The organism is Rhodococcus pyridinivorans (assembly GCF_900105195.1).
GTDB lineage: Bacteria > Actinomycetota > Actinomycetes > Mycobacteriales > Mycobacteriaceae > Rhodococcus > Rhodococcus pyridinivorans.
In genome coordinates this window covers 2,853,539-2,879,640 of sequence record NZ_FNRX01000002.1, presented here as the reverse complement: position 1 = coordinate 2,879,640, position 26,102 = coordinate 2,853,539, and the positions used below count along the sequence as shown (strand labels likewise).

Genomic DNA, 26,102 nt, shown 5'->3' with positions numbered 1-26,102 from the left:
AAACTATGACGCGGCATGCGCTAGTTTCGTGACCATGACCGACATCACCGGGCGCATCGCGTTCGTTCAGGCGACCTGGCACCGCACCATCGTCGACCAGGCACGTACAGGCTTCACCGAGGAGATCACCCGCCTCGGCGTCTCGCAGGACGCCCTGGACTTCTTCGAGGTCCCCGGCGCCTTCGAGATCCCGCTGCACGCCAAGCGACTGGCGAAGACCGGGCGTTACGACGCGATCGTCGCGGCCGGGCTGGTCGTCGACGGCGGCATCTACCGGCACGACTTCGTCGCCACCGCGGTGATCGACGGCCTGATGCGCGTCCAGCTCGACACCGATGTGCCGGTCTTCTCCGTCGTGCTCACCCCGCACAACTTCCACGAGCACGACGAGCACGTCGAGTACTTCACGCGGCACTTCGTCAAGAAGGGCGCCGAGGCGGCTCGCGCCGTCGACGCCACGGTGCGCTCGCTGCGCGCGCTGCCGACCGGAGACTGAGCCCCGGTCGGCAGCGCGCGTCGGATCAGCGTGCGCTGCCGGAGGGATTCTTCGCCGCCGAGTCCTCGCCGGCCGCTGCCTGGTTCGGAGCCTCGGTGCGCCGACGGTAGGCCGCCCGCGCGGTCTCGTCGGTGTTCAGTGCCAGCGACTGCAGACCGAATGCCGCGGTGATGCGGTGACGGGTCGCTTCCGGCACCGCCTTCCGCGCTCCGAGGATCGCGCCCGCCGTGCGGGGCACGTACCGCAGGCCGGGACGAGCCGTCGCGATCACCTGCACGATCGCGGCGGCGACCTCGTCCGGGCCGATCACGGCGTGCTCGGTCGCGGAGTACAGCGTGAGGCCGGGGGCGCCTTCGATGCCCACGACGGAGCCGAGATTGACGATGTGTCCGTAGTCCTGTTCGGTGAACCGCGCCGCGGCCGGCTTCGAACCGAGGATCACACCGCGGACGTTGATGTCGATCTGCCGGTCGGTGACCGTGTCGGTCTCCTCGAGGAACGCGCCGGTGGGCATGATGCCGGCGTTGTTGACGAGCACGTCGATCCCGCCGAACTCCATGTGGGCCAGGCTGAGGAATTCGTCGAAGGATCCTCGGTCGGTGACGTCCAGAGGCCACCGGAACACCGTGGTGCCGAAGCGCGCATCGATCCGGGCGGCGGTGCACGGGATCTTCGGTTACGCCCTGATGAGCTGTGCGACGGTGCGCGACGGCATCGAGGTGGGCACCCGTTTCTTCGATCTCACCTTCGCCTTCTCGCGCGCCGCCCTGGAGTATGCGGGCGACGAAGTCCGCTTCTGCCTCGACGACCGGCACGTGCCGGCGCAGCTGCGGGGCTTCCTGCTGGAGCGCGACGTCCCGGGGATTCTCGCCCATTGGGGTGCGCTGTGGGGGCAGCCGTCCGAGATCCGTCGCATCGAGGTGGCCGAATCGCTCGGTGAGCGGATCGCGCCGGTGTTTCGCGACCGGGGGTTCCTGGTGAAGACGACGGCGTCGACGCATGCGGTGGTAGTGGACGCGCGGGCGTTGGACCGGCCCATGCCGACCGCGAGCCCGGAGGCCGCCGCCGTACTGCTGCGGGAGTGCGCGGAACTGCTGCAGCGCAGACAGAACCACGGCGAGCGAGGCGCCCGCGTGCGGGAAGTGCTGCTGCGCCGGGCCGCGGAGGGCCCCACGCAGGACCAGGTGGCCGCGGAGCTGGGGTCGAGTGTGCGCACCCTCCGGCGGCAGCTGGGGGAGGAGGGGGCCTCGTACCGGGCGATCGTGGCCGAGACGCTGGGGGACGATGGCGGGGGAGCTGCTGGATGCGGGCCTGCCGGTGGAGAGGGTGACGCACCGTCTGGGCTACGCCGATGCGTCGAGCTTCTCGGTGGCGTTCCAGCGGTGGACCGGCCGGACGCCGGGTGGGCGAGGACGGGAGAGACGCTCGGTCTGAGGCGACTGCGGGACCGGTTCGAGAGCTCTTGGAGATATTCGGAACAATACGGAAATCATAGAAAATCAGAATCCATCCCCCTTCAGGACCTACTCACCGCACAGCGGGGCACCAGCTACCAACCACCAAACTTGCCAGGAGAACGTCGGTGTCAGCGGCTCGATGCCTCAGGGCGTCGAGTCATGGCCAGGGGAACGAGCACACCGAGCAGCGCGGCAGGCAGCAGGAACGCGAGGACCGGGTCGGCGCCGTACACCGGCGTCAGCAGGAGAGGGGAGAAGGCCGCACCGCCGAAGCGGAAGGCCTGCACGACGGACACCGCGCCACCGCGGTTGCCGCCCGGCCCACCGAGCACCGCGGCGTTGACCCCGACGAGGATGAACTGCGAAGCGATACCTGCCAGGAACCACGCGACGCCGAGCACGACGAGCCACGGGACGGTACCGACGACCACGACCAGCGCTGCGCCGCTCACCGCGCCGATGAGCACGATCGCGCGGGCACCGACGCGGTCGATGAGCATCCCGACCGGCCGGGAACTGAGGATGCCGGCGAGTCCGAACACGGTGAGTACCACGCCGCGTTCGGACGGGGACAACCCGAAGTCGTCCTCGACCCGGAAGGCGAGGAGGAATCCGAGTCCGCCGAGCGCACCCCAACCGAGCAATGCGACCAGCCCGATACGCAGGACGCGCGGGGTCAGCGCGTCGCGCAGTCGGACCCGAGTGGTACCGGACGGGTCGTCGCGCACCGATTCGGGCAGGCCGGCGAGCGCCAGGAGCAGCGCGGCGCCGGCAAGCACGACGAACGCCCATCTCCAGCTCACCTCGGCGGCGAGACCGCCGATCAGTGGGGCGACGGTTTGGCCGGCGGCCTGCATCGCCCCGAACAATCCGAGAGCGCGGCCGAGCCTGTCCTTCGGGGTGATAACGGCCAGCGCCGCGAGCAGCAGCGGAGTGGTGAACGCGTTGGCCGCGCCCTGCAGCATGCGGGTGCCGATGAGCACCGAGAAGGTCGGCGCCAGCGCCGCGGCGATCGAGACCGCCGCGTAGACGAGATAGGCGGTGCGCACGGTGCGGACGCGTCCCCACCGTGCGCCGAGCGTGCCGGAGAACAGCATCGCGGCGGCGAACACACCGAGATAGGCGGTGACCGTCGTCGCGGCTGTGCCGGTGGACACACCGGTGTCGGCGCCGATCTCCGGCAGCATCGACACGACGACACTGCCGCCGAAGGGACCGAGGAAGCCGCCCGCGTACAGCGCCGTGCGCTGCAGCGGTTCGCGCAGATCCCTCACTTGTTGAAGCCGCCGGGGCCCCGTCGCCGCAGATAGCGTTCGAACTCGGCGGCGAGGGCGTCGCCGTCGATCTTGGCGATGACCTCGGAGATGTCCTCCTCGGCCTCGGCGTCGCCGCGCTCCTCGAGGGTGCGCACGTACTCGGCGATCTCCTCGTCGTCCTCGATCATGGCGGTGACGGTCTGTTCCCACTCCTCGGCGAGGAGGGGGAGTTCGCCAAGGGGCACCTCGAGGTCGAGGACGTCCTCGACGCGGCGCAGCAGCGCCACGGTGGCCTTGGGGTTCGGCGGGTTGGACACATAGTGGGGGATCGCCGCCCAGAACGACACCGCGGGGATGCCCGCGCGGACGAAGGCGTCCTGCAGCACGCCGGTGATCCCGGTGGGTCCTTCGTAGCGGGAGGTCTGCAGCTTGAAGCGTTCGGCGGCCTCGGAGCTGTAGGCGGTGCCGGTCACCGGGACCGGGCGGGTGTGCGGGGTGTCGGCGAGCAGTGCGCCGAGCAGGACGACGGTGTGGACCTCGAACTCGTCGACGAGTTCGATGATGGCGTCGCAGAAGCTGCGCCAGCGCATGCTCGGCTCGATGCCGTGCAGGAGGACGATGTCGCGGTCGCTGCCGGGCGGGGAGCACAGCGACAGCCGGGTGGTGGGCCAGTCGATCTCGCGGGTGACCCCGTCGACGAGCCGCACCTGCGGCCGGTTGACCTGGTAGTCGTAGTACTCCTCGGAGTCCAGCTCCGCGAACGGCTCGGCGTCCCAGATCAACTCGAGGTGTTCGACGGCGCCGCTGGCGGCGTCGCCGGCGTCGTTCCACCCTTCGAAGGCGGCGACGAGCACCGGATCGCGCAGGACGGGGACGTCCTGGTCCGGGGTCTCGGGAAACTCGGGTGTACTCACTCGTCCAGCCTACGACCCGGCCCGATCCGGGCGCCCACTAGTCTGAAGGGCATGTCCACCCCACTTCATTCTGTCCTGCTCGATGCGCTGAGCCAGCGCGTTGTCATCGGAGACGGGGCGATGGGCACCATGTTGCAGGCCGCGGATCTGTCGCTCGACGACTTCCGCGGTTTGGAGGGGTGCAACGAGATCCTCAATGAATCTCGTCCCGATGTGATCCGGGGGATCCACCGGGCGTACTTCGAGGCCGGCGCCGATGTCGTCTCGACGAACACCTTCGGCTGCAACCTGCCCAACCTCGCCGACTACGACATCGCCGACCGCATCCGTGAGCTGTCCGAGCTCGGTACCCGCCTCGCCCGCGAGGTCGCCGACGAGATGGGTCCCGGCGCCGACGGCATGGCCCGGATGGTGATCGGGTCGATGGGTCCGGGTACGAAGCTGCCCACCCTCGGCCACGCGCCGTTCGCTGCGCTGCGCGACGCCTACGGTGAGGCGGCGCTGGGCATGCTCGACGGTGGTGCCGACGCGATCCTGGTGGAGACCTGTCAGGACCTGTTGCAGGCGAAGGCCGCGATCATCGGTAGCAAGCGGGCGATGGAGCAGGCCGGTCGCCGGATCCCGATCGTTACCCACGTGACAGTGGAGACCACCGGCACGATGCTGCTCGGTTCCGAGATCGGTGCCGCGCTGACCGCCCTCGAGCCGCTCGGCATCGACCTGATCGGGTTGAACTGCGCGACCGGTCCGGCGGAGATGAGCGAGCACCTGCGGTATCTGTCGCAGCACGCGACGATCCCGGTGTCGGTGATGCCGAATGCGGGTCTGCCGGTGCTGGGCGCGAACGGCGCCGAGTACCCGCTGCAGCCGGAGGAGCTCGCCGAGGCCCTGGCCGGTTTCGTCTCCGAGTACGGGTTGACCTTCGTCGGTGGCTGCTGCGGCACCACCCCCGAGCACATCCGGCAGGTTGCGGCGGCGGTGCGGGGGGTGCAGCCGGCGCCGCGCGCCGCGCAGCCGGAGCCGGGTGTGTCGTCGCTGTATACCTCGGTGCCGTTCGAGCAGGACGCGTCGATCCTGATGATCGGTGAGCGGACCAACACGAACGGGTCGAAGGCGTTCCGTGAGGCGATGCTCGCCGCGGATTGGCAGAAGTGCCTGGACATCGCGAAGGATCAGATCCGCGACGGTGCGCACATGCTTGATCTGAACGTCGACTATGTCGGGCGTGACGGGGCGGCGGACATGGCGGAGCTGGCGTCGCGGTTCGCGACGTCGTCGACGTTGCCGATCATGATCGACTCGACGGAGCCGGACGTGATCAAGGCGGGTCTCGAGCATCTCGGTGGTCGGTGTGCGGTGAACTCGGTGAACTACGAGGACGGCGACGGTCCGGGTTCGCGGTTCGAGCGGATCATGGAGCACGTCGTCGAGCACGGCGCGGCGGTGGTCGCGTTGACGATCGACGAGGAGGGCCAGGCCCGCACCGCCGAGCACAAGGTGCGCATCGCCGAGCGGTTGATCGCGGATCTGACCGGTCGGTGGGGGTTGTCGCCGCAGGACATCATCGTCGATGCGTTGACCTTCCCGATCTCGACGGGTCAGGAGGAGGTGCGGCGCGATGCGATCGAGACGATCGAGGCGATCCGCCGCCTCCACGAGGCGCATCCGGAGGTGCACTTCACGCTGGGCATCTCGAATGTGTCGTTCGGTCTGAATCCGGCGGCGCGGCAGGTGTTGAACTCGGTGTTCCTGAACGAGTGCACCGCGGCGGGTCTGGATACGGCGATCGTGCACGCGTCGAAGATTCTGCCGATGGCGCGGATCCCGGAGGAACAGCGGCAGGTCGCGCTGGATCTGGTGTACGACCGGCGCAGCGAAGGTTACGACCCGCTGCAGAAGCTGATGGAGCTGTTCGAGGGGGTGTCGGCGGCGTCGGCACGCGAGTCGCGGGCGCAGGAGCTGGCGGCGTTGCCGCTGTTCGAGCGGCTCGAGCGGCGCATCGTCGACGGCGAGCGCAACGGTCTCGAGGACGATCTGACCGAGGCGATGAGGACCACCCCGCCGCTGGCGATCATCAACGACACGCTGCTGTCGGGCATGAAGACTGTCGGTGAGCTGTTCGGGTCGGGTCAGATGCAGTTGCCGTTCGTGCTGCAGTCCGCCGAAGTGATGAAGACCGCGGTGGCGTTCCTCGAGCCGCACATGGAGTCGACGGGCGACGAGGGCAAGGGCCGGATCGTGCTGGCGACGGTCAAGGGCGATGTGCACGACATCGGCAAGAACCTCGTGGACATCATCCTGTCGAACAACGGCTACGAGGTGGTCAACCTCGGCATCAAGCAGCCGATCGCGACGATCCTCGACGCGGCGGTGGACAAGCGCGCCGATGTGATCGGCATGTCGGGTCTGCTGGTGAAGTCGACGGTGGTGATGAAGGAGAACCTCGAGGAGCTCAACTCCCGCGGGGTCGCGGAGCAGTTCCCGGTGTTGCTCGGTGGTGCGGCGCTGACCCGCAGTTACGTCGAGAACGATCTGGCGGAGGTCTACGAGGGCAAGGTGTCCTACGCGCGCGATGCGTTCGAGGGTCTGTCGCTGATGGACCGGGTCATGGCCGAGAAGCGCGGTGAGGGTCCGGCGCCGGACAGTCCGGAGGCGATCGAGGCCGCCCGCAAGGCCGCCGAGCGCAAGGAGCGGCACGAGCGCAGCAAGCGGATCGCGGAGAAGCGCAAGGCCGCGGAAACGCCGGCGGAGATCCCCGAGCGCAGTGACGTCGCGAAGGATCTGCCGGTGCCGACGCCGCCGTTCTGGGGCACCCGGGTGATCAAGGGCATCCCGCTGGCCGACTATGCGGCGCTGGTCGACGAGCGTGCGCTGTTCCTGGGGCAGTGGGGCCTGCGCGGGCAGCGCGGTGGCGACGGCCCGAGCTACGAGGAGCTCGTGGAGACCGAGGGCCGGCCGCGGTTGCGGTACTGGCTGGACCGGTTGGCGACCGAGGGCATCCTGCAGCACGCGGCGGTGGTGTACGGCTACTTCCCGGCGGTGTCCGAGGGTGACGACGTGGTGGTGCTGACCGAGCCGCGCCCGGATGCTCCCGAGCGTTACCGGTTCACCTTCCCGCGGCAGCAGCGTTCGCGGTTCCTGTGCATCGCCGATTTCGTGCGGTCGCGGGAGGATGCGCTCGCGTCGGGCCAGGTGGATGTGTGGCCGTTCCAGTTGGTGACGATGGGGCAGCCGATCGCGGACTTCGCGAACGAGTTGTTCGCGTCGAATTCGTACCGCGACTATCTCGAGGTGCACGGCATCGGTGTGCAGCTGACCGAGGCGCTGGCCGAGTACTGGCATCGGCGGGTGCGGCAGGAGCTGGCGTTCGCCGAGGGCGGCACGGCCGCGGACGAGGATCCGGAGGAGGTCGCGGAGTACTTCAAGCTTGCCTACCGCGGTGCCCGGTTCGCGTTCGGTTACGGCGCGTGCCCGAATCTCGAGGACCGCATCAAACTGGTCGAGCTGCTCGAACCCGAGCGGATCGGGGTGGAGCTGTCGGAGGAGCTGCAGTTGCATCCCGAACAGTCCACCGATGCGTTCGTGCTGCACCACCCGGAGGCGAAGTATTTCAATGTCTGATCGGGTGGAGGCGCCGCTCGCGGTGCAGACCGGTGCGCTGCGGGCGGTGCTGTGGGACATGGACGGCACCCTGCTCGAATCGGAACGCTTGTGGGACATCGGGATGCACGAGTTGTCGTTGCATCTCGGTGGGCCGATGAGCGACGAGACCCGCATCTCCACGATCGGGGGGCCGATGGATCTGGCGGTGCTGCGCACCTTCGCCGGGTTGGGTCTGGAACCGACCCCGGACGAGGCGGCGGCTGCGGCGGCGTGGCTGACCGACTACATGGGCCGGTTGTTCGCCGACGGGCTCACGTGGCGGCCCGGCGCGCAGGCCGCGCTGCGCACCGTCCGCGAGGCGGGACTGGGGTCGGTGCTGGTGACCAACACCGAGCGGGCGTTGTGTGAGGTGGCCCTCGCGACCCTGGGCCGTGAGCATTTCGATCATTCGGTGTGTGGCGACGAGGTGCCGGCCGGCAAACCCGATCCGACGCCCTACCGTCGGGCTGCGGAGTTGCTCGGTCTGGATCCGGCGCAGTGTCTGGCGGTGGAGGATTCTCCGACCGGGGCGGCCGCGGCGGATGCGGCCGGGTGCACGGTGCTGGTGGTGCCGTCACTGGTGGATGTGCCCGGCTCGGAGCGGCGGGTGTTCCGGTCCACGCTCGAGGGGTTGAGCGCCGAGGATCTGCACGAGCTGCACGGTGCGGGGGTGCCCTGAGGTGGCGGTCCCGAAGATCGTGCTGTTCTACAAGTTCACCCCGTTGCCCGACCCGGAGGCGATCCGGTTGTGGCAGCACACCCTCGCGTCGTCGCTGGGGTTGACCGGGCGGATTCTCATCTCGGAGCACGGCATCAACGGCACCGTCGGCGGTGACATCGCCGACGTGAAGAAGTACGTGCGTGGCTTGCGCGGTTATGCGGCCTTCAAGGACACCGATATCAAGTGGTCCGACGGCACCGGCGACGACTTTCCGCGGCTGTCGGTGAAGGTACGTCCGGAGATCGTGACGTTCGGGGTGCCCGACGAGGTGAAGGTCGACGAGAACGGCATCGTCGACGGCGGCACCCATCTGTCGCCGCACGGCGTGCACGAGCTGGTCGCCGAGCGCGGCGACGAGGTGGTGTTCTTCGACGGCCGCAACCGCTTCGAGGCGCAGATCGGCCGGTTCCGGGATGCGATCGTGCCGGATGTCGCCACGACCCGCGATTTCGTCGCCGAGCTCGACAGCGGACGCTACGACCATCTCAAGAACCGCCCGGTGGTCACCTACTGCACCGGTGGGGTGCGCTGTGAGGTGCTGTCGGCGTTGATGCGCAATCGCGGGTTCGAAGAGGTCTACCAGCTCGACGGTGGCATCGTCCGCTACGGCGAGACCTTCGGAGACGAGGGCCTGTGGGAGGGTTCGCTGTACGTCTTCGACGGGCGGATGAACGTCGAGTTCAGCGCCGAGGCGCCGGTGATCGGCCGCTGCACCCTGTGCGGGACGCCGACCTCGCGGTACCGGAATCATCCGGATCTCCACGGCCGGGAGTTGACTCTGGTGTGCGAGGGCTGCGTCCCGGACCTCGTGGAGGCGTAGACCGGTGCGTGCTGCACCGCTGCCGGTGCGCGACGGGCTCGGCCCCGACCGCATCCGGATGCCCGCCGATGTCGACGCGGCCACGATCGTCGAGTTCCTGCAGGCCGGCCACCCCGAGGAGGACTGGGCGGCGCACATGGGGGCGGGGGAGTTGGTCGACGAGCACGGCCGCCGCGTCGATGCGTGCACGCCGTATCAGCCGACGCGGTTCGTGTACTTCTACCGCGATCCGCCGCCGGAGGTGCCGGTGCCGTTCCCGGTGCGCGTGTTGCATCGGGAGGACGGTCTCGTGGTGGTGGACAAGCCGCATTTCCTGGCGACGATCCCGCGCGGAGCGCACATCCGCGAGTCGGTGGTGGTGCGGTTGCGGCGCGAGCTGGAGTTGCCGCATCTGGTGCCGGTGCACCGGCTCGACCGGATGACCGCCGGGGTGCTGCTGTGCACGACGGATCCGGCATGGCGGCGGCCCTATCAGGAGCTGTTCGAGCGTCAGCGGGTGCGCAAGGTGTACGAGGCGGTCGCCGGTTATCGGTCCGACCTGTCGTTCCCGCAGGTGGTGCGCACGCGGATCGTCAAGCGGCACGGGGAGCCGACGGCCGAGCAGTTCGCCGACGAACCGAATTCGGAGACGCGCATCGAGCTGGTCGAGCGGCGTGGGGAGCTGGCCCGTTACCGGTTGTTCCCGCGCACCGGTCGCACCCACCAGCTGCGGCTGCATCTGGCGTCGTTGGGGGTGCCGATCGTGGGGGACAACTTCTATCCGTGGTTCCGGCGGCGCGACGCGGACGATTTCACCGATCCGCTGCGGTTGCTGGCGCGGTCGCTGGAGTTCACCGATCCGATCAGCGGGGTGGAGCGGCGGTTCGTCAGCGGGCGGGAACTCGAGTTCTGAGCGAGGGTTGGTGTCCTGGCTGTGGGGCCGGTGGCGGGGCATGAAACAATCGACCCCTGTGAAGACCTTCGATTCCCTGTTCGCCGAGCTGTCCGAACGCGCCGCGACCCGCCCCGAGGGCTCCGGCACCGTCGCCGCCCTGGACGCCGGCGTGCATTTCCAGGGCAAGAAGGTACTCGAAGAGGCCGGTGAGGTGTGGATCGCCGCCGAGTACCAGTCCGACGAGGAACTGTCCGAGGAGATTTCGCAGCTGCTGTACTGGGTGCAGGTGCTGATGGTGGGGCGGGGTCTGAAGCTCGAGGACGTCTACAAGCATCTGTGACGGCCGGTGGCCCGCTGTGCCGGTGCCGCCGTCCGTGCCCCCTGTAGATCCCTTCCTCGCTTCTGCTCGTCGTTCGAAAGGACCCAATCCGTCATGCTGCGCGTCGCAGTCCCCAACAAAGGTTCGCTGTCCGAGTCCGCCGCCGAGATCCTGCAGGAGGCCGGCTACCGTCGACGCACCGACTCGCGGGATCTGACGGTCATCGACCCGGTCAACGACGTCGAGTTCTTCTTCCTGCGGCCGAAGGACATCGCGATCTACGTCGGTTCCGGCGAGCTGGATCTGGGGATCACCGGCCGCGACCTGGCGATGGATTCGGGGGCTCCGGTCACCGAGCGGTTGTCGCTGGGCTTCGGGTCCTCGCGTTTCCGGTACGCCGCGCCGAAGGGCCGCGACTGGTCGGTCGAGGATCTGCAGGGTCTGCGCATCGCCACCTCGTACGCGAATCTGGTGCGTCGTGATCTCGCCGCCCGCGGCATCGAGGCCGAGGTGATCCGGCTCGACGGTGCGGTGGAGATCTCCATCCAGCTCGGGGTCGCCGACGCGATCGCCGATGTGGTCGGCTCGGGCCGGACGTTGCGGCAGCACGATCTCGTCGCCTTCGGCGAGTCGTTGTGCGATTCGGAGGGTGTGCTGATCGAGCGGGAGGATTCGGATCGCTCGGATCGGGCCCGCAACCAGTTGATCGCCCGTCTCGAGGGTGTGGTCTTCGCGCAGCAGTACGTGATGATCGATTACGACTGCCCGAAGCACCTGCTCGAGCAGGCCGTGCAGGTCACGCCCGGTCTCGAGTCGCCGACGATCTCGCCGTTGGCGAACGAGAATTCGGTGGCGGTGCGGGCGATGGTGCCGCGCAAGGGCCACAACGCGGTGATGGACCGGCTCGCCGAGATCGGTGCCCGCGCGATCCTCGCGTCGAACATCCGCTCGTGCCGGGCGATGCGCGCCCCCGAATAGACGCGCACCGATCCCGACATCTTCCGGTGCGGTCCCGCTGATCAGCGGGACCGCACCTGCACGTTCTGGGCGATGCGGCCGAGCGCGCCCGTCTCGTCGTAGAGCAGACCGGCGGTCATGCCGACCCCGTCGGGTCCGACGGACATCTCCGCGGCGATCCCCACCCAGTCCTGTTCGCGGAACTCGGGGGCGCGGAACAGGTGCACGGTCAGTTCGGTGTTGAGGAAGGTGTACTCGCGGGGGTCGAGTTTGGATCCGACACCGTTGGCGACGTCGGCGACGCTCATCAACCGGTCGAGCCCGCTGGGGGTTTCGCCTTCCACGAGGGCGATCTCGCTGCGCACCCACGCCGACGACAGGCCGGGAGCGCCGAAGGGGACGATGATGCGCCATTCGACGGTGTCGATGTAGCCGCCCTTCCAGAAGACGTGCGGGGCGGTGGCTTCGAAGTGGTCGGGGGCGGGCAGCGGGGTTTCGGAGGTCCGCGCGACCTGCGGCAGGTCGATGGTTTCGAGGCGCCAGCCGGTGCCGCGCGCCACCGGGCGGTCGGTGCCGTCGGGGGCGGTGGCCCACAATTCGGCGACGACCAGTTCGATGCGGCGACCGGGTCGTTCGATGTGGGTGCGCACCTCGAGGTCGGTGAGGGGGACGGGGCCGAGCAGTTCGACGGTGAGCCGGCTCAGGCGGGTGTCGGGGCGGGGCCGGTGCCGGTCGATGGCGCGGGCGAGCAGCGCCGAGGGTGGGGCGCCGTGCTGCAGGTGCGGTCCCCAGGTGCTGACGGTGTGTTCGGTGGGGCGGAACACCGCGATCTCGACGTCGTCGACCGGGCCGGTGGGGGTGGTCGGCCGGGGGACCGGCACGTAGTAGGCGGCGTCGCTCACCCGGGATTCTCCTGCTGCTCGATGCGGTGGGGCGCGCCCGGTGTCGATTGCGTCGCAACGCCGTCGGCGGGATACGGCGGTGGGGTACCGCCGAACGCCGGGCACAATGCCCGATGATCGCACCACCGGCAGCCGGGACCGGGATTGGGGCGGAAGTCGCCGCTGGCGCGCAACTGCCGGATCGTCGCCCACATCGCCCGCACGATCCGTTCGAAGCGACGCAGTTCCTCGGTGTCGGGCCGGTAGTGCAGCACCTGACCGTCGCCGAGATACAGCAGCCGCAGCGAGGCCGGGACGATGCCGCGTTGCCGCCACACGATCAGCGCGTAGAACTTCAGCTGGAACAGCGCCGCCCGCTCGCCGCGCGGGGACGGGGCGCGGCCGGTCTTGTAGTCGACGACATGCACCGCACCGGTGGCGTCGACATCGAGGCGGTCGATGATGCCGCGCAGCGGGACGTCGCCGTCGAGGGTGGTCTCCACCCGCAGTTCGCAGCCGTCGGCGGTGACCGCGGTGGGGTCCTCGACGGTGAAGTAGGTGTCCAGCAGCGCGGCGGCCTCGGCGAGGAACCCCGCGTCGTCGGTGTCCACGCCCAGATCGGGGGTGGCGGCGAGGACCCGGGCCAGGGCGTCGGGCAGCAGGGTCTGCGCGGCGGTGGCGGTGCGGGCCGGTCCGTCGAGGCCGAACAACGCTTCGAGGGCGGCGTGCACGACGGTGCCGCGTGCCTGGGCGCGGGTCGGGGGTGCGGTGAGCCGGTCGACCGCCTTGAAGCGGTAGAGCAGCGGGCAGCGGGTGAAGTCGGCGGCCCGGGAGGGGGACAGGGCGACCGGCCGCGTCGTGTCGGTGGGGGGTGTGGGCGCAGCTGTGGTCACACCTGGCAGGCTAGGACGCGGGTCCGACACGGTGCCGGACCCGCGTGCCCGATCCCGGGTGCGGGGCTGGAACGAAGGTGGACACGGCGATGGCAGTAGGCGGACTCGGGCGCAGCGGACCCTTCCAGGTGGGGGACCGGGTGCAGTTGACCGACGCCAAGGGCCGCAAGTACACCGTGGTGCTCGAACCGGGCAAGGAGTTCCACACCCATCGCGGCGGGATCCTGCACGACGATCTGATCGGCACCGACGAGGGTGTGGTGGTCACCTCCACCAACGGCACCCCCTATCTGGCGTTGCGTCCGCTGCTCGTCGACTATGTGATGTCGATGCCGCGCGGTGCGCAGGTGATCTACCCGAAGGACGCCGCGCAGATCGTGCAGGAGGGCGACATCTTTCCCGGCGCGACGGTGCTCGAGGCCGGCGCCGGTTCCGGCGCGCTGACGTGTTCGCTGCTGCGCGCCGTCGGCGAGAGCGGCCGGGTGATCTCCTACGAGGTGCGCGAGGACCATCTCGAATACGCCGAGCGCAATGTCGACACCTTCTTCGGGCAGCGCCCGGCGAACTGGACGACGGTGCTCGGGGATCTGGCGGACTACGACGTCGAGAAGTACGGCCGCGTCGACCGGGTGGTGCTGGACATGCTCGCCCCCTGGGATGTGCTCGAGACGGTGAAGAAGGCGCTGGTGCCCGGCGGGGTGCTCATCGTCTATGTGGCGACGACGACGCAGCTGTCGCGGGTGGTCGAGGCGATGCGGGAGCAGACCTGCTGGACCGAGCCGCGTTCGTGGGAGTCGATGGTGCGCGGCTGGCACGTGGTGGGGCTGGCGGTGCGGCCGGAGCATCGGATGCAGGGGCACACGGCGTTCCTGGTCAGTGCCCGGCGCCTGCAGGACGGGGTGGAGACCCCGAAGCCGCAGCGCCGGCCCAGCAAGGGCTGAGCCGACGCCGACCCACAGGGGTTATTCGCAGCTGAGCGTGCCCGCGGCCAGGATCGAGCAGGCGCTCTCGTCGGCGATGACCCAGGTGCCGTCGATCTGCTCGAAGGTCAGCGGCATCGGGGCGCCGCCGTGCGGGCCGGCGACCTCGGTGGTCGCGGTGACGGTGTCGGCGTCGACCGTGGTGATCTCGCCGACGGTGCCGGTGAGCGGGTAACCGGCGAGCACACCGGTGAACTGATCGAGCACGGCGGTGCGCGCGGCGCCGTTCTCCACGACCGCGGCACGGTCCTCGGTGGTGGCGGCCGGGTCGAAGAACACGTCGATCTGTTCCTGCAGTTGCTCGACGGTGACCGCGGCGGTCACGGTGGTGCTGGTGGTCGTCGTTGCGCTGGTCGTGGCAGCGGTGTCGTCGCCGGCGTCGTCGGAGCTGCAGCCGGTCAGGGCGGTGAGCGCGGCGATCGCGGTGGCGGCGCAGAGTGTGCGAACTGGACGTGGGGTCACGGAGGAGTACCTTTCGAGAGAAACGGTCGACGCACGATATTTAGGGGAGCCTAACAGCGTGCCGGAGGTGCGGCGCCATGGCGCGCCCCACGCGCGACACATGTTCGGAACACGACTGTTTCGTGTCCTCCCCCATGTGGGGCGATGTCCCGGTAGCGTGGAATGACCGACAGTGGAGGGAGTCGCTATGAGCTCGTCAGAGAAGCCGGATGCGGTTGCGGCGGCACGCGAAATCGAAGAGTTGCGCGCAGAGGTGGCGACCTTGCGTCGTCGGCTCGGCGAACCGTCCGATCAGGTACGCGACCTCGAAGCCCGGCTCGAGTCCCTCACGGTCCGCAACGGCAAACTGCTCGAGACCCTCAAGGATGCGCGCCAGCAGCTGATCACGCTGCGCGAGGAGGTCGACCGGCTGGCCCAGCCGCCGAGCGGCTACGGGGTGCTGCTCGAGACGTTCGACGATCAGACCGTCGACGTGTTCACCTCGGGCCGCAAGATGCGGGTCGCGGTGTCCCCGAATCTCGAACTCGACACCTTCCGACCCGGTCAGACGGTGCGGCTGAACGAGGCGTTGACCGTCGTGGAGGTCGGTGGTTTCGAACGCGTCGGCGAGATCACCACCCTGCGGGAGGTGCTCGACGACGGCACCCGCGCGCTGGTGGTCGGGCACGCCGACGAGGAACGCATCGTGTGGCTGGCCGCCCCGCTCGCCGCGGCCGCCGCCGACGACAAGACCGATCTGCTCGTCGACGACGAGAACTCGTTCACGCTGCGCCCCGGTGATTCGTTGCTGGTCGACAGCAAGGCCGGCTACGCCTTCGAACGGATCCCCAAGGCCGAGGTCGAGGATCTCGTGCTCGAGGAGGTCCCGGACGTCGGCTACAGCGACATCGGCGGTCTGGGCCGGCAGATCGAGCAGATTCGCGACGCGGTGGAGCTGCCCTTCCTGCACAAGGACCTGTTCCGCGAGTACTCGCTGCGCCCGCCGAAGGGTGTGCTGCTGTACGGCCCGCCCGGTTGCGGTAAGACCCTGATCGCGAAGGCGGTGGCGAACTCGCTGGCGAAGAAGATCGCCGAGGCCCGCGGGGACGATTCGAAGGAAGCGAAGTCGTTCTTCCTGAACATCAAGGGCCCGGAGCTGCTGAACAAGTTCGTCGGTGAGACCGAACGGCACATCCGGTTGATCTTCCAGCGGGCCCGGGAGAAGGCGTCCGAGGGCACCCCGGTGATCGTGTTCTTCGACGAGATGGATTCGATCTTCCGCACCCGCGGTTCCGGTGTGTCCTCCGATGTGGAGACCACGGTGGTGCCGCAGCTGCTCGCCGAGATCGACGGTGTCGAAGGGCTCGAGAACGTCATCGTCATCGGCGCGTCGAACCGTGAGGACATGATCGACCCGGCGATCCTGCGGCCCGGCCGCCTCGACGTGAAGATCAAGATCGAGCGTCCGGACGCGGAGGCCGCGCAGGACATCTTCTCGAAGTACCTGACCGAGAGCCTGCCGGTGCACGCCGACGATCTCGCCGAGTTCGGCGGCGATCGGGTCGCGTGCGTGCGGGCGATGATCGAGCGGGTCGTCGAGCGGATGTACGCCGAGTCCGAGGACAACCGTTTCCTCGAGGTCACCTACGCCAACGGCGACAAGGAGGTCCTGTACTTCAAGGACTTCAACTCCGGCGCGATGATCCAGAACATCGTCGACCGGGCGAAGAAGTATGCGATCAAGTCGGTGCTCGAGACCGGGGCGCCCGGTCTGCGGGTGCAGCACCTGCTCGATTCGATCGTCGACGAGTTCGCCGAGAACGAGGACCTGCCCAACACCACGAATCCGGACGACTGGGCCCGGATCTCGGGGAAGAAGGGCGAGCGGATCGTGTACATCCGCACCCTGGTCACCGGCAAGAACGCCAGCGCGAGCCGCGCGATCGACACCGAGTCGAACACCGGCCAGTACCTGTAGGAATCGACCCGCGACAATCGATCCGCGACGGCCGGGCCTTCCCTCCTCCGGAAGGTCCGGCCGTCGCGGCCTATCCAGGGGGAGGACCGACCGTGCCGTTGCCGCCCACCCTGGCCCGGTTCGACAAGATCGTCACCAACCGGGTCACCACCCCGTTCGCGCAGCTGCTGCCGGGCACCGCGGTGGTCGAGCATCGCGGGCGCCGCTCGGGCCGGGTGTTCCGCACCCCGGTGCTGCTGTTCACCGTCGGTGACGATCTGCGGATCGCGTTGACCTACGGCGCCGACACCGATTGGGTGCGCAACGTGTGCGCCGCCGGCGAGGCGGTGGTGCACACCCGGGGCAGGGCGATCCCGGTGCGCGACCCGCGACTCGGGACCGATCCGCAGGCGAGCTGGGCGCCGCTGCCGGTGCGGGTGGCGCTGCAGGCGATCGGGGCGCACGGCTATCTGGACTGCACCCCGCAGCCGCACCGCTGACCGGTGGCGGGGCTGGTCACGACCGTGAGCGTCCGGATCGCCTAGGCTCGAGGGCATGCAGCGGATCATCGGTATCGAGGTCGAGTACGGGATCTCCTCACCCAACGAGCCATCGGCGAACCCGATCCTGACCTCCACGCAGGCGGTGCTGGCCTACGCGGCCGCCGAAGGGGTGCCGCGCGCCCGCCGCACCCGCTGGGACTACGAGGTCGAATCGCCCCTGCGCGACGCGCGGGGCTTCGATCTGGGGCGGTTCAACGGCCCGGCCCCGGTCATCGACGCCGACGAGGTCGGTGCCGCGAACATGATCCTCACCAACGGGGCGCGCCTGTACGTCGACCACGCCCACCCCGAATACTCCGCCCCGGAGGTCGCCGACCCCCTCGACGCGGTGATCTGGGACAAGGCCGGGGAACGGGTAATGGAGGCCGCCGCCCGGCACGCGTCGAGTGTGCCCGGCGCGCCGCGACTGCAGCTGTACAAGAACAATGTCGACGGCAAGGGCGCCTCCTACGGCACCCACGAGAACTACCTGATGGACCGGGAGACCCCGTTCTCCGCGGTGGTCGCGGGCCTGACCCCGTTCTTCGTCTCCCGGCAGGTCATCACCGGCTCCGGCCGGGTCGGGATCGGCCAGTCCGGTGACGAGCCCGGTTTCCAGCTCTCGCAGCGCGCCGACTACATCGAGGTCGAGGTCGGTCTCGAGACCACCCTCAAGCGCGGCATCATCAACACCCGCGACGAGCCGCACGCCGACGCCGACAAGTACCGGCGCCTGCACGTGATCATCGGCGATGCGAATCTGGCGGAGATGTCCACCTACCTCAAGGTCGGCACCACCGCGCTGGTGCTCGACCTGATCGAGGCCGGCATCGACCTGTCGGATCTGCAGCTCGCCCGCCCGGTCACCGCGGTGCACCACATCAGCCACGACCCGTCGCTGCGCAAGACCGTCGCGCTCGCCGACGGCCGGGAGCTGACAGGTCTGGCGCTGCAGCGGATCTACCACGAGCGGGTCGCGAAGTTCCACGACGGCACCGAGGACAAGCGGATCCTCGACATCCTCGACAAGTGGGCGATGGTGCTCGATCTGCTCGAACGCGACCCGATGGAATGCGCCGACCTGCTGGACTGGCCCGCGAAGCTGCGGCTGCTCGAGGGCTTCCGCAACCGCGAGGGACTGTCCTGGTCGGCGCCGCGCCTGCACATGGTCGACCTGCAGTACTCGGATGTGCGCCTGGACAAGGGCCTGTACAACCGCCTCGTGGCCCGCGGGTCGATGCAGCGGCTGGTGTCCGAGCAGCAGGTCCTCGATGCGGTGCACACCCCGCCTTCGGACACCCGCGCCTACTTCCGCGGTGAGTGCCTGCGCCGTTTCGGTGCCGATATCGCTGCGGCGAGCTGGGATTCGGTGATCTTCGATCTCGGTCGCGAATCGCTGGTGCGCATCCCGACGCTCGAGCCGCTGCGTGGCAGCCGCGCGCATGTCGGGGAGCTGCTCGAGACTGCGCAGTCGGCGGCGGAACTGGTCGATCAGCTCACTCACTGACCACCCCTCCCGGCGGAGGGCGGTGGCCGGATCACAGGCCGCGAGTACGCGTGTCGCCACCGGTGGACCGGTTCGCTGGGTAGGGTAGGAGTTCGAAGCAGCGGTGACCACACCGATCGTCGACCGGTGACGGTTCCGCGCCGAGTACAGGAGGAGGTCGGCGGCTATGGCACAGGAGCAGACCACACGCGGTGGCGGCGGAGACGACGACGAGGTCGTCGGTGACGGCGGTGCCGGTCAGGAGCGTCGCGAGAAGCTCGCCTCGGACACCGACGATCTTCTCGACGAGATCGACGACGTGCTCGAGGAGAACGCAGAGGACTTCGTGCGGGCATATGTGCAGAAAGGTGGCCAGTGACAGCCGAACGATCCTCTCTTCCCTACCGCGAGGTGCAGCCGAAGCTGCACCTCGCGTCGCCCTTGTCGTCGTTCTCCGACCACCTGCGGATGCACGCCCCGGAGATGCTGCCGGAGAACCGGTTCCGATTCGAACGAGGTGACCACGTGGACCTCGCCCCGCACGGCACCACCATCGTGGCGCTGACCTTCGACGGGGGTGTACTCATCGCCGGCGACCGGCGCGCGACCATGGGTAACCTGATCGCCTCCCGCGATGTCGACAAGGTGTTCATCACCGACAACTATTCGGCGGCCGGCATCGCCGGCACCGCGGGTCTGGCGATCGAGCTCGTGCGACTGTTCGCGGTCGAACTCGAGCACTACGAGAAGATCGAAGGTGTGCCGCTGACCTTCGACGGCAAGGCCAATCGGCTCTCGTCGATGGTGCGCGGCAATCTCGGTGCGGCCATGCAGGGCTTGGCCGTGGTGCCGTTGCTGGTCGGTTTCGACCTCGACGCGTCCGATGCGCACCGCGCCGGGCGGATCGTGTCCTACGACGTGGTCGGGGGCCGCTACGAGGAACGCGCCGGCTACCACGCGGTCGGCTCCGGATCGTTGTTCGCCCGCTCGTCGCTCAAGAAGCTCTACCGCGCCGATGCCGACGAGCAGAGCGCGCTGCGCAGCGCCGTCGAGGCGCTGTACGACGCGGCCGACGATGACACCGCCACCGGTGGTCCCGACACCACCCGCGGGATCTACCCGACGGCGGTGGTGATCACCGCGGCCGGGGCCGTGGCCGTCGCGGAGGAAACCCTGTCCGAGCTGGCCCGCACCATCGTGGCCGACCGCACCGCAGGAGATGCCCGGTGACACTTCCGTACTATGCGTCCGCCGAGCAGATCATGCGCGATCGCTCGGAGCTGGCCCGTAAGGGCATCGCCCGCGGCCGGTCGGTGATCGCGTTGACCTACGCCGGCGGTGTGCTGCTGGTGGCGGAGAATCCGTCGAAGGCGCTGCACAAGATCAGCGAACTGTACGACCGGGTCGGTTTCGCGGCCGTCGGCAAGTACAACGAGTTCGAGAATCTGCGGCGCGCCGGGATCATGCACGCCGACATGCGCGGCTACTCCTACGACCGGCGGGACGTGACCGGGCGGGCACTGGCGAACGCCTACGCGCAGACCCTCGGCACCATCTTCACCGAGCAGCCCAAGCCGTACGAGGTGGAGATCTGCGTCGCCGAGGTCGGGCGCGCCGACACCGACGACGGCCCGCAGCTGTACCGCATCACCTACGACGGCTCGATCGTCGACGAACCGCAGTTCGTGGTGATGGGCGGCAACACCGAACCGATCATCACCGCGCTGCGCTCGTCGTACAAGCCGGGTCTGCCGCTCGACGAGGCGGTCGCCGTGGCGGTGACCGCGCTGCAGCAGCCCGCCACCGCCGACGCGGCGCCGCGGGTGCTCGGCCGCGGGGAACTCGAGGTCGCGGTGCTCGAGAAGCAGCGGCCGCGCCGCGCCTTCCGGCGTATCTCGGGGGCGGCGCTCGACGCGCTGCTGACCAGCACCGGGTCCGCTCAGGCGGCCCCGTCGGAGACGCCCGCCGATCCGGCCCCCGAATCGGGGTCCGACACCGCGACCGGCTCGGAGACCGAGTCCGGTCCCGACGCGGGCTGATCCACCGCGAGCCGATAGACCGTCAACGCCGACGGCACCACCTCGAAGTCGAAACCGGTGCCGTCGGCGAGGACCTCCCCGTCGGTGGCCAACGCCACCGGATCCCCGATGACCTCCACCGCCAGGCCCGGGATGTGCCGCTGCCGATACATCGGTGACGCGCCGAGGGTGCCGGTCGCCGCAGCGAGGAGCAGACGCAGCCGCGAGAACCGATTCTCCGCGGGTAGATACCGCACGTCGAGGGTGCCCGGATCCAGATGCGCCCGGGACATCGGCACCTGATCTGCCGGGGTGTAGCGGCCGTTGCCGACGAACAGCAACCACACCGCCCGCCCCGCCCCGTCGATGCGGACCGGCATCGGGCTCGCCGTGCGCAGCACCGCGAGCATCGCCAACCCCGCCGCCGGCCACTTGCCGATCCGCGGTTCCCAGTGCTGCCGCAACCGCACCGCATCCGGATAGCCACCGAGGCTGGCGGTGTTGACGAACCGCCGCACCGTGCGCCCGTCCGGCCCGGTCACCGTCACCTGCCCGAGCCCGACGGCCACCGCCTGCCCGGCGGTGACCGCCCGCACCGTCTCCTCCAGATCCACCACGCCGAGATCGAGCGCGAAATGGTTGAGGGTGCCGCCGGGGAACACCGCGACCGGCAGCCGCGCGTCGACGGCGACGTCGAGCACCGCCGCGACGGTGCCGTCCCCGCCGCACACCCCCACCGCCTGCGGCCGATATTCGGTCAGCAGACGTTCCGACTGCTCCGCCGGATCACCGTCGGGATCCAGATCGACGCGACGCACGCTCGGCAGCGCGGCGGTGACCCGCGCGGCGATCTCCTCGGCGGTCCCGGCATCGCGGTTGACCACCAGCAGCATTCCGTCGCCGCCGGGCAGGGCGGGCGCGGCCGCCGCGACCTGCACGGTCGCCGGTTCGCGGCTGCGCACCGCCCACCAGCGGCGCGTCGACCACGCCACCGTCGCCCCGACCGCGGCGCCGACGACGACGTCGCCGGGCCAGTGCACGCCGGTGTGCACCCGCGAATAGGCCACCGCCGCGGCCAGCGGCGCCAGAACCGCCCCAGCCGCAGGGGATTCGAGCACCACCCCGGTCGCGAACGCCGCCGCCGACGCGGCGTGCCCGGACGGGAACGACGACGAGCGGGGGATCGGCACCGTGCGGCGCCGAAACTTCGGGTCGGTGCGCGCCGGGGGCCGGCGGCGCGGCAACAGCGGTTTGAGCAGCCCGTTGGTCAAGGCGCTGGCCCCGGCCACCGACAACAGACCCCGCACCGCCCCGCGGCGGGCGTGACCGCCGGCGGTGGCGCACACCGCGGCGCACGCCACCCACAGCACACTGTGGTTGGCGGCGCGTCCGAGGTCGCGCAGCAGCGGGTCGGCAGGGGACGCGCGCAGCGCCCCGGAGCGCTCGAACAGGGCCCGGTCGGCGGTGCGGTAACGCTCGGGAACGATCACACCTCGACCGTAGATGTCGTTGCGACCCATGGGGGTCGGGTTCGCGCGGTACTGTCGAAGTGTGCAGCGACGAATCATGGGTATCGAGACGGAGTTCGGCGTCACGTGTACCTTCCACGGGCATCGTCGGTTGAGCCCCGACGAGGTGGCCCGCTATCTGTTCCGCCGGGTGGTGTCCTGGGGGCGCAGTTCGAACGTCTTCCTGCGGAACGGGGCGCGACTGTATCTCGATGTCGGTTCGCACCCCGAGTACGCCACCGCCGAGTGCGACGACCTGCTCCAGCTCGTCGAGCACGACCATGCCGGTGAGCGGGTCCTCGAGGAACTGCTCATCGACGCCGAGCAGCGTCTCGCCGAGGAAGGCATCGGCGGCGACATCTTCCTGTTCAAGAACAACACCGACTCGGCGGGCAACTCCTACGGCTGCCACGAGAACTATCTCGTCGCCCGCGTCGGCGAGTTCTCCCGCATCTCCGATGTGCTGCTGCCCTTCCTGGTGACCCGCCAGCTGATCTGCGGCGCCGGGAAGGTGCTGCAGACCCCCAAAGCCGCCACCTTCTGCCTGTCGCAACGCGCCGAGCACATCTGGGAGGGCGTCTCGTCGGCGACCACCCGGTCGCGGCCGATCATCAACACCCGCGACGAGCCGCACGCCGACGCCGAGAAGTACCGGCGCCTGCACGTGATCGTCGGGGACTCGAACATGTCCGAGACCACCACCATGCTCAAGGTGGGGTCGGCGGCGCTGGTGCTCGAGATGATCGAGGCCGGGGTGCCGTTCCGGGACTTCGCGCTCGACAACCCGATCCGCGCCATCCGCGAGGTCTCCCACGACCTGACGGGCCGGCGCCCGGTGCGCCTGGCCGGCGGCCGGCAGGCCAGCGCCCTGGACATCCAGCGCGAATACCACGCGCGGGCGGTGGAATATCTGCACCAGCGCGAACCCGACCCGCACGTCGCGCAGGTGGTGGACCTGTGGGGCCGCGTCCTCGATGCCGTCGAATCGCAGGACTTCGCGAAGGTCGACACCGAGATCGACTGGGTGATCAAGCGCAAGCTGTTCCAGCGCTACCAGGACCGCTACAACATGGAGCTGTCCGACCCGAAGATCGCCCAGCTCGACCTGGCCTATCACGACATCAAACGCGGACGCGGTGTGTTCGACCTGCTGCAACGCAAGGGACTGGCGGCGCGGGCCACCGACGACGAGTCCGTCGACGCCGCGGTGAACACCCCGCCGCAGACCACCCGCGCGAAGCTGCGCGGTGATTTCATCGCCGCCGCGCAGGCCGCGGGCCGCGATTTCACCGTCGACTGGGTGCATCTGAAGCTCAACGACCAGGCGCAGCGCACCGTGTTGTGCAAGGACCCGTTCCGGTCCGTGGACGAACGCGTCGAACGGCTCATCGCCTCCATGTGAGTACCGCCGTCCATCGGAGCGGACCGTCCGGTCCGCTCCGATGGACGGTGATGCGGTGCCGGCGGCGCGCGGGCACTAGGGTTGGCGCGTGGCGATCTCGAAAGTCGAACGGCTGGTGAACCTGGTCATCGCGCTGCTGTCCACCCGACAGTTCGTGACCGCGGAGAAGATCCGTGCCTCGGTGGCCGGCTACTCCGAATGCGCGAGCGACGAGGCGTTCAGCCGCATGTTCGAGCGGGACAAGAACGAACTGCGCGATCTCGGGGTGCCCCTCGAGACGGGCCGGCCGTCGCGGTCGTCGACGGTGGAGGGCTACCGCATCAACCGCGACGCCTACGAACTGCCCGAGATCGACCTCACCCGCGAGGAGACCGCCGCCGTGGCCGTCGCCGCCGCGCTGTGGGAATCGCCGGAGCTGACCGCCGCCGCGCAGGGCGCGGTGCTCAAGCTGCGCGCCGCCGGGATCCGTGTCGACTCCGACGGCGGGGAGGTCGTCGCGCCGCTGCCGCCGCGCGCCCGCGGTTCCGAACCCGCGTTGACGGCGTTGCTCGCCGCGATCGACGCGCGCCGCGCGGTGCGGTTCACCCACCGCAGTTCCCCCACCGAGCCGTGGTCGACGCGAACCGTCGAACCGTGGGGTGTGGTCACCGTGCACGGCCGCTGGTATCTCGTCGGCCACGACCGCGATCGCGACGCCGTGCGCACCTTCCGGCTCTCGCGCATCGGCGACGAGATCACCGCGATCGGCCCAGAGGGGGCGGTGCAGATCCCGGGGGGCGTGGATCTGCGGGGGCGGGTGCTCGCCGCGACCTCCCCGGCGGAGGTCAGCGGATCGGCACGCCTGTGGGTGGCCGATGGACGCGCGTGGGAGCTACGCCGGCTCGGACGGACCGGCGCGGCACGGCGGATCGGAGACCGCGACGGGGTGGAACTCGAGGTGCCGGTGCGCTCGTGGGAATGGATCGCCCGGATCGTCGCCGGGCAGGGCGCGGACGCGTTGGTGCTCGACCCACCGGAGTTACGGGCCGAGGTGCACCGCATCCTCGAACAGGCGGTCACGGATGCGGGGGAGGAGGAGCGATGAGCACACGACTGTCGGCGCGACTGGGACGACTGCTCAATCTCGTGCCCTACTTCCTGGCGCACCCGGGGATCAGCGCGGCCGAGGCCGCCCGCGATCTCGGGGTCACGCCCAATCAGGTGATGGACGATCTGAACCAGCTGTGGGTGTGCGGCCTGCCCGGCTACGGACCCGGTGATCTGATCGACCTGTCGTTCTCCGAGGACAGCATCGTGGTGACCTTCACCGCCGGCATCGAACGACCCCTGCGGTTGACCTCCACCGAGGCCACCGCGCTGCTCGTGGCGCTGCGGTCGCTGCAGGAGATGCCCGGCGTCGTCGACCCGTCCGCGGCGCAGTCGGCGATCGCGAAGATCGAGGCGGCCGCCGGGACCGCCGCGCTGCCCGCCGACACCGCCACCGCCGACACCGCCACCGCGGCGACTGCCGAGCCTGATCCGGAGGCAGCCGGGGACTCCGACGCCGCCGGACAGGTGCGGGCCGCGGTGCGCGACGGGCGCGCCGTGCACCTGACCTACTATTCGGCTTCCCGCGACACCGTCTCCGAACGCGACGTCGACCCGATCCGCATCGTCATCATCGACGAACACGCCTACCTGCAGGCGTGGTGCCGCAGCGCCGAAGGAGTGCGGCTGTTCCGCTTCGACCGCATCGACGCCGCCACCGTGCTCGACGAGCCGACGCGACCGCCGCACCGGGCGATCACCGACGACGAGCACCTCGAACTGTTCGAGGGCGACCCGTCGCTGCCCGCCGCGCGGTTGCGCATCGCCCCGTCGTACACCTGGCTGCTCGACTACTACCCGCTCACCGACGTGCAGGTGCTTTCCGACGGCAGGTGCGAGGCGTCGATGCGGTACGCGTCGCCGGGGTGGATGGCGCGGCTGCTCGTCGGTCTCGGCGCCGGGGTGCAGGTGCTCGACCCGCCCGAGTTGCGGGCCGCGGTGCGGGCGCGGGCCGAGGCGGCGCTGGCCGCCTACGCCGAGCTCGACGGGGAGAACGCGACCCGCGGCGCGGGTCCGACACCGTGACGGTCGCGTTGTGAAACATCTGTGTGAACCCTCCGCGAATTGTGGGTGGATACACCGGCGCGAAGCCTCGGGCTGTGCTCGAGGTCCGGTAGCATCGATCGGAGCCGATCAGTGGAGGTTGTTGTAAATGGGTGCAATGAGCCCCTGGCACTGGGCCATCGTGGCGCTGGTGGTCGTGATTCTCTTCGGTTCGAAGAAGCTGCCCGACGCCGCGCGCGGTCTCGGTCGTTCGCTCCGGATCTTCAAGAGCGAGGTCAAGGAGATGCAGAACGACGACGCCCGGGCGTCCACGCCGCAGCCGGCGCCGAATCCGTTGCCGGCCGCGCAGCCGACAGCCGATCCCGCCGCGCCGAACACGCACACCGAACCGCGGTCTGCCTGACCGACGTTCATCCTGCCGGGGCGCCCACCACGGGTGTCCCGGCG

General features: G+C 69.6%; 26 protein-coding genes and 1 pseudogene. 20 read left to right on the top strand and 7 right to left on the bottom strand.

Annotated elements, in window-relative coordinates; genetic code table 11:
• Positions 1–34 precede the first annotated feature (34 nt).
• Entirely contained in the window at positions 35–496 is a 462-nt protein-coding gene (locus BLV31_RS13660; protein ID WP_006552156.1) for a 6,7-dimethyl-8-ribityllumazine synthase, read from the top strand.
• A gap of 25 nt (positions 497–521) precedes the next feature.
• On the opposite strand, the gene BLV31_RS13655 is transcribed toward BLV31_RS13660, so the two are convergent.
• The gene (locus BLV31_RS13655) at positions 522–1,145 is read right to left on the bottom strand and encodes an SDR family NAD(P)-dependent oxidoreductase (RefSeq protein WP_255312744.1); all 624 of its coding nucleotides are present in this window, start codon (positions 1,143–1,145) and stop codon (positions 522–524) included.
• Here BLV31_RS13655 and BLV31_RS25875 point away from each other — a divergent pair.
• Positions 1,054–1,476, top strand: a pseudogene (locus BLV31_RS25875) (AraC family transcriptional regulator ligand-binding domain-containing protein); the annotation flags it as partial. The gene BLV31_RS13655 and the pseudogene BLV31_RS25875 overlap by 92 nt on opposite strands.
• Before the next feature lie 304 nt (positions 1,477–1,780).
• The gene (locus tag BLV31_RS25870; RefSeq protein ID WP_367889057.1) at positions 1,781–1,930 is read left to right on the top strand and encodes a helix-turn-helix domain-containing protein; all 150 of its coding nucleotides are present in this window, start codon (positions 1,781–1,783) and stop codon (positions 1,928–1,930) included.
• A gap of 151 nt (positions 1,931–2,081) precedes the next feature.
• On the opposite strand, the gene BLV31_RS13645 is transcribed toward BLV31_RS25870, so the two are convergent.
• Together BLV31_RS13645 and BLV31_RS13640 are read right to left on the bottom strand one after the other, a co-directional pair.
• The gene (locus BLV31_RS13645) at positions 2,082–3,227 is read right to left on the bottom strand and encodes an MFS transporter (RefSeq protein ID WP_006552159.1); all 1,146 of its coding nucleotides are present in this window, start codon (positions 3,225–3,227) and stop codon (positions 2,082–2,084) included.
• A complete protein-coding gene (locus BLV31_RS13640; protein WP_064062048.1) occupies positions 3,224–4,123 on the bottom strand; it encodes a PAC2 family protein in 900 nt (299 codons plus the stop codon). The genes BLV31_RS13645 and BLV31_RS13640 overlap by 4 nt, the downstream gene beginning before the upstream one ends.
• A gap of 51 nt (positions 4,124–4,174) precedes the next feature.
• On the opposite strand from BLV31_RS13640, the gene metH reads away from it, so the two are divergent.
• The 6 genes from metH to hisG all read left to right on the top strand — a co-directional run bounded on the left by metH (position 4,175) and on the right by hisG (position 11,477).
• A complete protein-coding gene (metH, locus tag BLV31_RS13635) occupies positions 4,175–7,744 on the top strand; it encodes a methionine synthase (protein WP_024101032.1) in 3,570 nt (1,189 codons plus the stop codon).
• Positions 7,737–8,444, top strand: a complete 708-nt coding sequence (locus tag BLV31_RS13630) for an HAD family hydrolase (protein WP_064062047.1) — start codon at positions 7,737–7,739, stop codon at positions 8,442–8,444. Before metH ends, BLV31_RS13630 begins: the two co-directional genes overlap by 8 nt.
• A gap of 1 nt (position 8,445) precedes the next feature.
• Complete coding sequence (gene trhO / locus BLV31_RS13625; protein ID WP_019289517.1) at positions 8,446–9,306, top strand: oxygen-dependent tRNA uridine(34) hydroxylase TrhO; 861 nt, start codon at positions 8,446–8,448, stop codon at positions 9,304–9,306.
• 4 nt (positions 9,307–9,310) lie between these two features.
• Positions 9,311–10,198, top strand: a complete 888-nt coding sequence (locus tag BLV31_RS13620) for a pseudouridine synthase (RefSeq protein WP_019289518.1) — start codon at positions 9,311–9,313, stop codon at positions 10,196–10,198.
• Between the two features lie 40 nt (positions 10,199–10,238).
• Positions 10,239–10,520 (top strand): phosphoribosyl-ATP diphosphatase, encoded by a 282-nt coding sequence (locus tag BLV31_RS13615; RefSeq protein WP_170318512.1) that lies wholly within the window; start codon positions 10,239–10,241, stop codon positions 10,518–10,520.
• Positions 10,521–10,613: 93 nt separating this feature from the next.
• Positions 10,614–11,477 carry an ATP phosphoribosyltransferase gene (hisG, locus tag BLV31_RS13610; protein ID WP_006552165.1) on the top strand — a complete coding sequence of 288 codons (864 nt, stop codon included), beginning with the start codon at positions 10,614–10,616 and terminating at the stop codon, positions 11,475–11,477.
• Positions 11,478–11,518: 41 nt separating this feature from the next.
• Here hisG and BLV31_RS13605 read toward each other — a convergent pair whose 3' ends face one another.
• Positions 11,519–12,358, bottom strand: coding sequence for a thioesterase family protein (locus tag BLV31_RS13605; protein ID WP_033098345.1), 840 nt, complete (start codon positions 12,356–12,358; stop codon positions 11,519–11,521).
• A complete protein-coding gene (locus BLV31_RS13600) occupies positions 12,355–13,230 on the bottom strand; it encodes a RecB family exonuclease (protein ID WP_072740512.1) in 876 nt (291 codons plus the stop codon). The genes BLV31_RS13605 and BLV31_RS13600 overlap by 4 nt, the downstream gene beginning before the upstream one ends.
• An 89-nt stretch (positions 13,231–13,319) precedes the next feature.
• Here BLV31_RS13600 and BLV31_RS13595 point away from each other — a divergent pair, with 89 nt between their 5' ends.
• A complete protein-coding gene (locus BLV31_RS13595; RefSeq protein WP_019289521.1) occupies positions 13,320–14,171 on the top strand; it encodes a tRNA (adenine-N1)-methyltransferase in 852 nt (283 codons plus the stop codon).
• A gap of 21 nt (positions 14,172–14,192) precedes the next feature.
• Here BLV31_RS13595 and BLV31_RS13590 read toward each other — a convergent pair whose 3' ends face one another.
• Complete coding sequence (locus BLV31_RS13590; protein ID WP_006552169.1) at positions 14,193–14,672, bottom strand: MTB12 C-terminal domain-containing protein; 480 nt, start codon at positions 14,670–14,672, stop codon at positions 14,193–14,195.
• Between the two features lie 187 nt (positions 14,673–14,859).
• Between BLV31_RS13590 and arc the strand changes: the two genes are divergently transcribed.
• The 6 genes from arc (at position 14,860) to prcA (ending at position 20,675) form a co-directional block, all read left to right on the top strand.
• Entirely contained in the window at positions 14,860–16,629 is a 1,770-nt protein-coding gene (gene arc / locus BLV31_RS13585; protein WP_024101038.1) for a proteasome ATPase, read from the top strand.
• A 92-nt stretch (positions 16,630–16,721) separates the two neighbouring features.
• Positions 16,722–17,108: a nitroreductase family deazaflavin-dependent oxidoreductase gene (locus BLV31_RS13580; RefSeq protein WP_064060380.1), complete on the top strand. Its 387-nt coding sequence runs from the start codon at positions 16,722–16,724 to the stop codon at positions 17,106–17,108.
• A gap of 55 nt (positions 17,109–17,163) precedes the next feature.
• On the top strand, positions 17,164–18,657 hold the full coding sequence (gene dop / locus BLV31_RS13575) for a depupylase/deamidase Dop (protein ID WP_006552172.1): 1,494 nt from the start codon (positions 17,164–17,166) through the stop codon (positions 18,655–18,657).
• Positions 18,658–18,823: 166 nt separating this feature from the next.
• On the top strand, positions 18,824–19,015 hold the full coding sequence (locus BLV31_RS13570) for a ubiquitin-like protein Pup (protein ID WP_006552173.1): 192 nt from the start codon (positions 18,824–18,826) through the stop codon (positions 19,013–19,015).
• Positions 19,012–19,866 carry a proteasome subunit beta gene (prcB, locus tag BLV31_RS13565; RefSeq protein ID WP_006552174.1) on the top strand — a complete coding sequence of 285 codons (855 nt, stop codon included), beginning with the start codon at positions 19,012–19,014 and terminating at the stop codon, positions 19,864–19,866. The genes BLV31_RS13570 and prcB overlap by 4 nt, the downstream gene beginning before the upstream one ends.
• Positions 19,863–20,675 (top strand): proteasome subunit alpha, encoded by an 813-nt coding sequence (gene prcA / locus BLV31_RS13560; protein WP_064060381.1) that lies wholly within the window; start codon positions 19,863–19,865, stop codon positions 20,673–20,675. The genes prcB and prcA overlap by 4 nt, the downstream gene beginning before the upstream one ends.
• On the opposite strand, the gene BLV31_RS13555 is transcribed toward prcA, so the two are convergent.
• Entirely contained in the window at positions 20,576–22,174 is a 1,599-nt protein-coding gene (locus tag BLV31_RS13555) for a bifunctional phosphatase PAP2/diacylglycerol kinase family protein (RefSeq protein ID WP_072740511.1), read from the bottom strand. The two genes, prcA and BLV31_RS13555, sit on opposite strands and share 100 nt — an antisense overlap.
• 31 nt (positions 22,175–22,205) lie before the next feature.
• Between BLV31_RS13555 and pafA the strand changes: the two genes are divergently transcribed.
• From pafA to tatA, 4 genes are all read left to right on the top strand, one after another.
• Positions 22,206–23,564: a Pup--protein ligase gene (gene pafA / locus BLV31_RS13550; RefSeq protein ID WP_026061779.1), complete on the top strand. Its 1,359-nt coding sequence runs from the start codon at positions 22,206–22,208 to the stop codon at positions 23,562–23,564.
• Between the two features lie 88 nt (positions 23,565–23,652).
• Positions 23,653–24,648, top strand: coding sequence for a helix-turn-helix transcriptional regulator (locus BLV31_RS13545; RefSeq protein ID WP_064062096.1), 996 nt, complete (start codon positions 23,653–23,655; stop codon positions 24,646–24,648).
• Entirely contained in the window at positions 24,645–25,676 is a 1,032-nt protein-coding gene (locus BLV31_RS13540; RefSeq protein WP_064062095.1) for a helix-turn-helix transcriptional regulator, read from the top strand. Before BLV31_RS13545 ends, BLV31_RS13540 begins: the two co-directional genes overlap by 4 nt.
• A gap of 127 nt (positions 25,677–25,803) precedes the next feature.
• On the top strand, positions 25,804–26,058 hold the full coding sequence (gene tatA, locus BLV31_RS13535; RefSeq protein ID WP_033098352.1) for a Sec-independent protein translocase subunit TatA: 255 nt from the start codon (positions 25,804–25,806) through the stop codon (positions 26,056–26,058).
• Positions 26,059–26,102 lie beyond the last annotated feature (44 nt).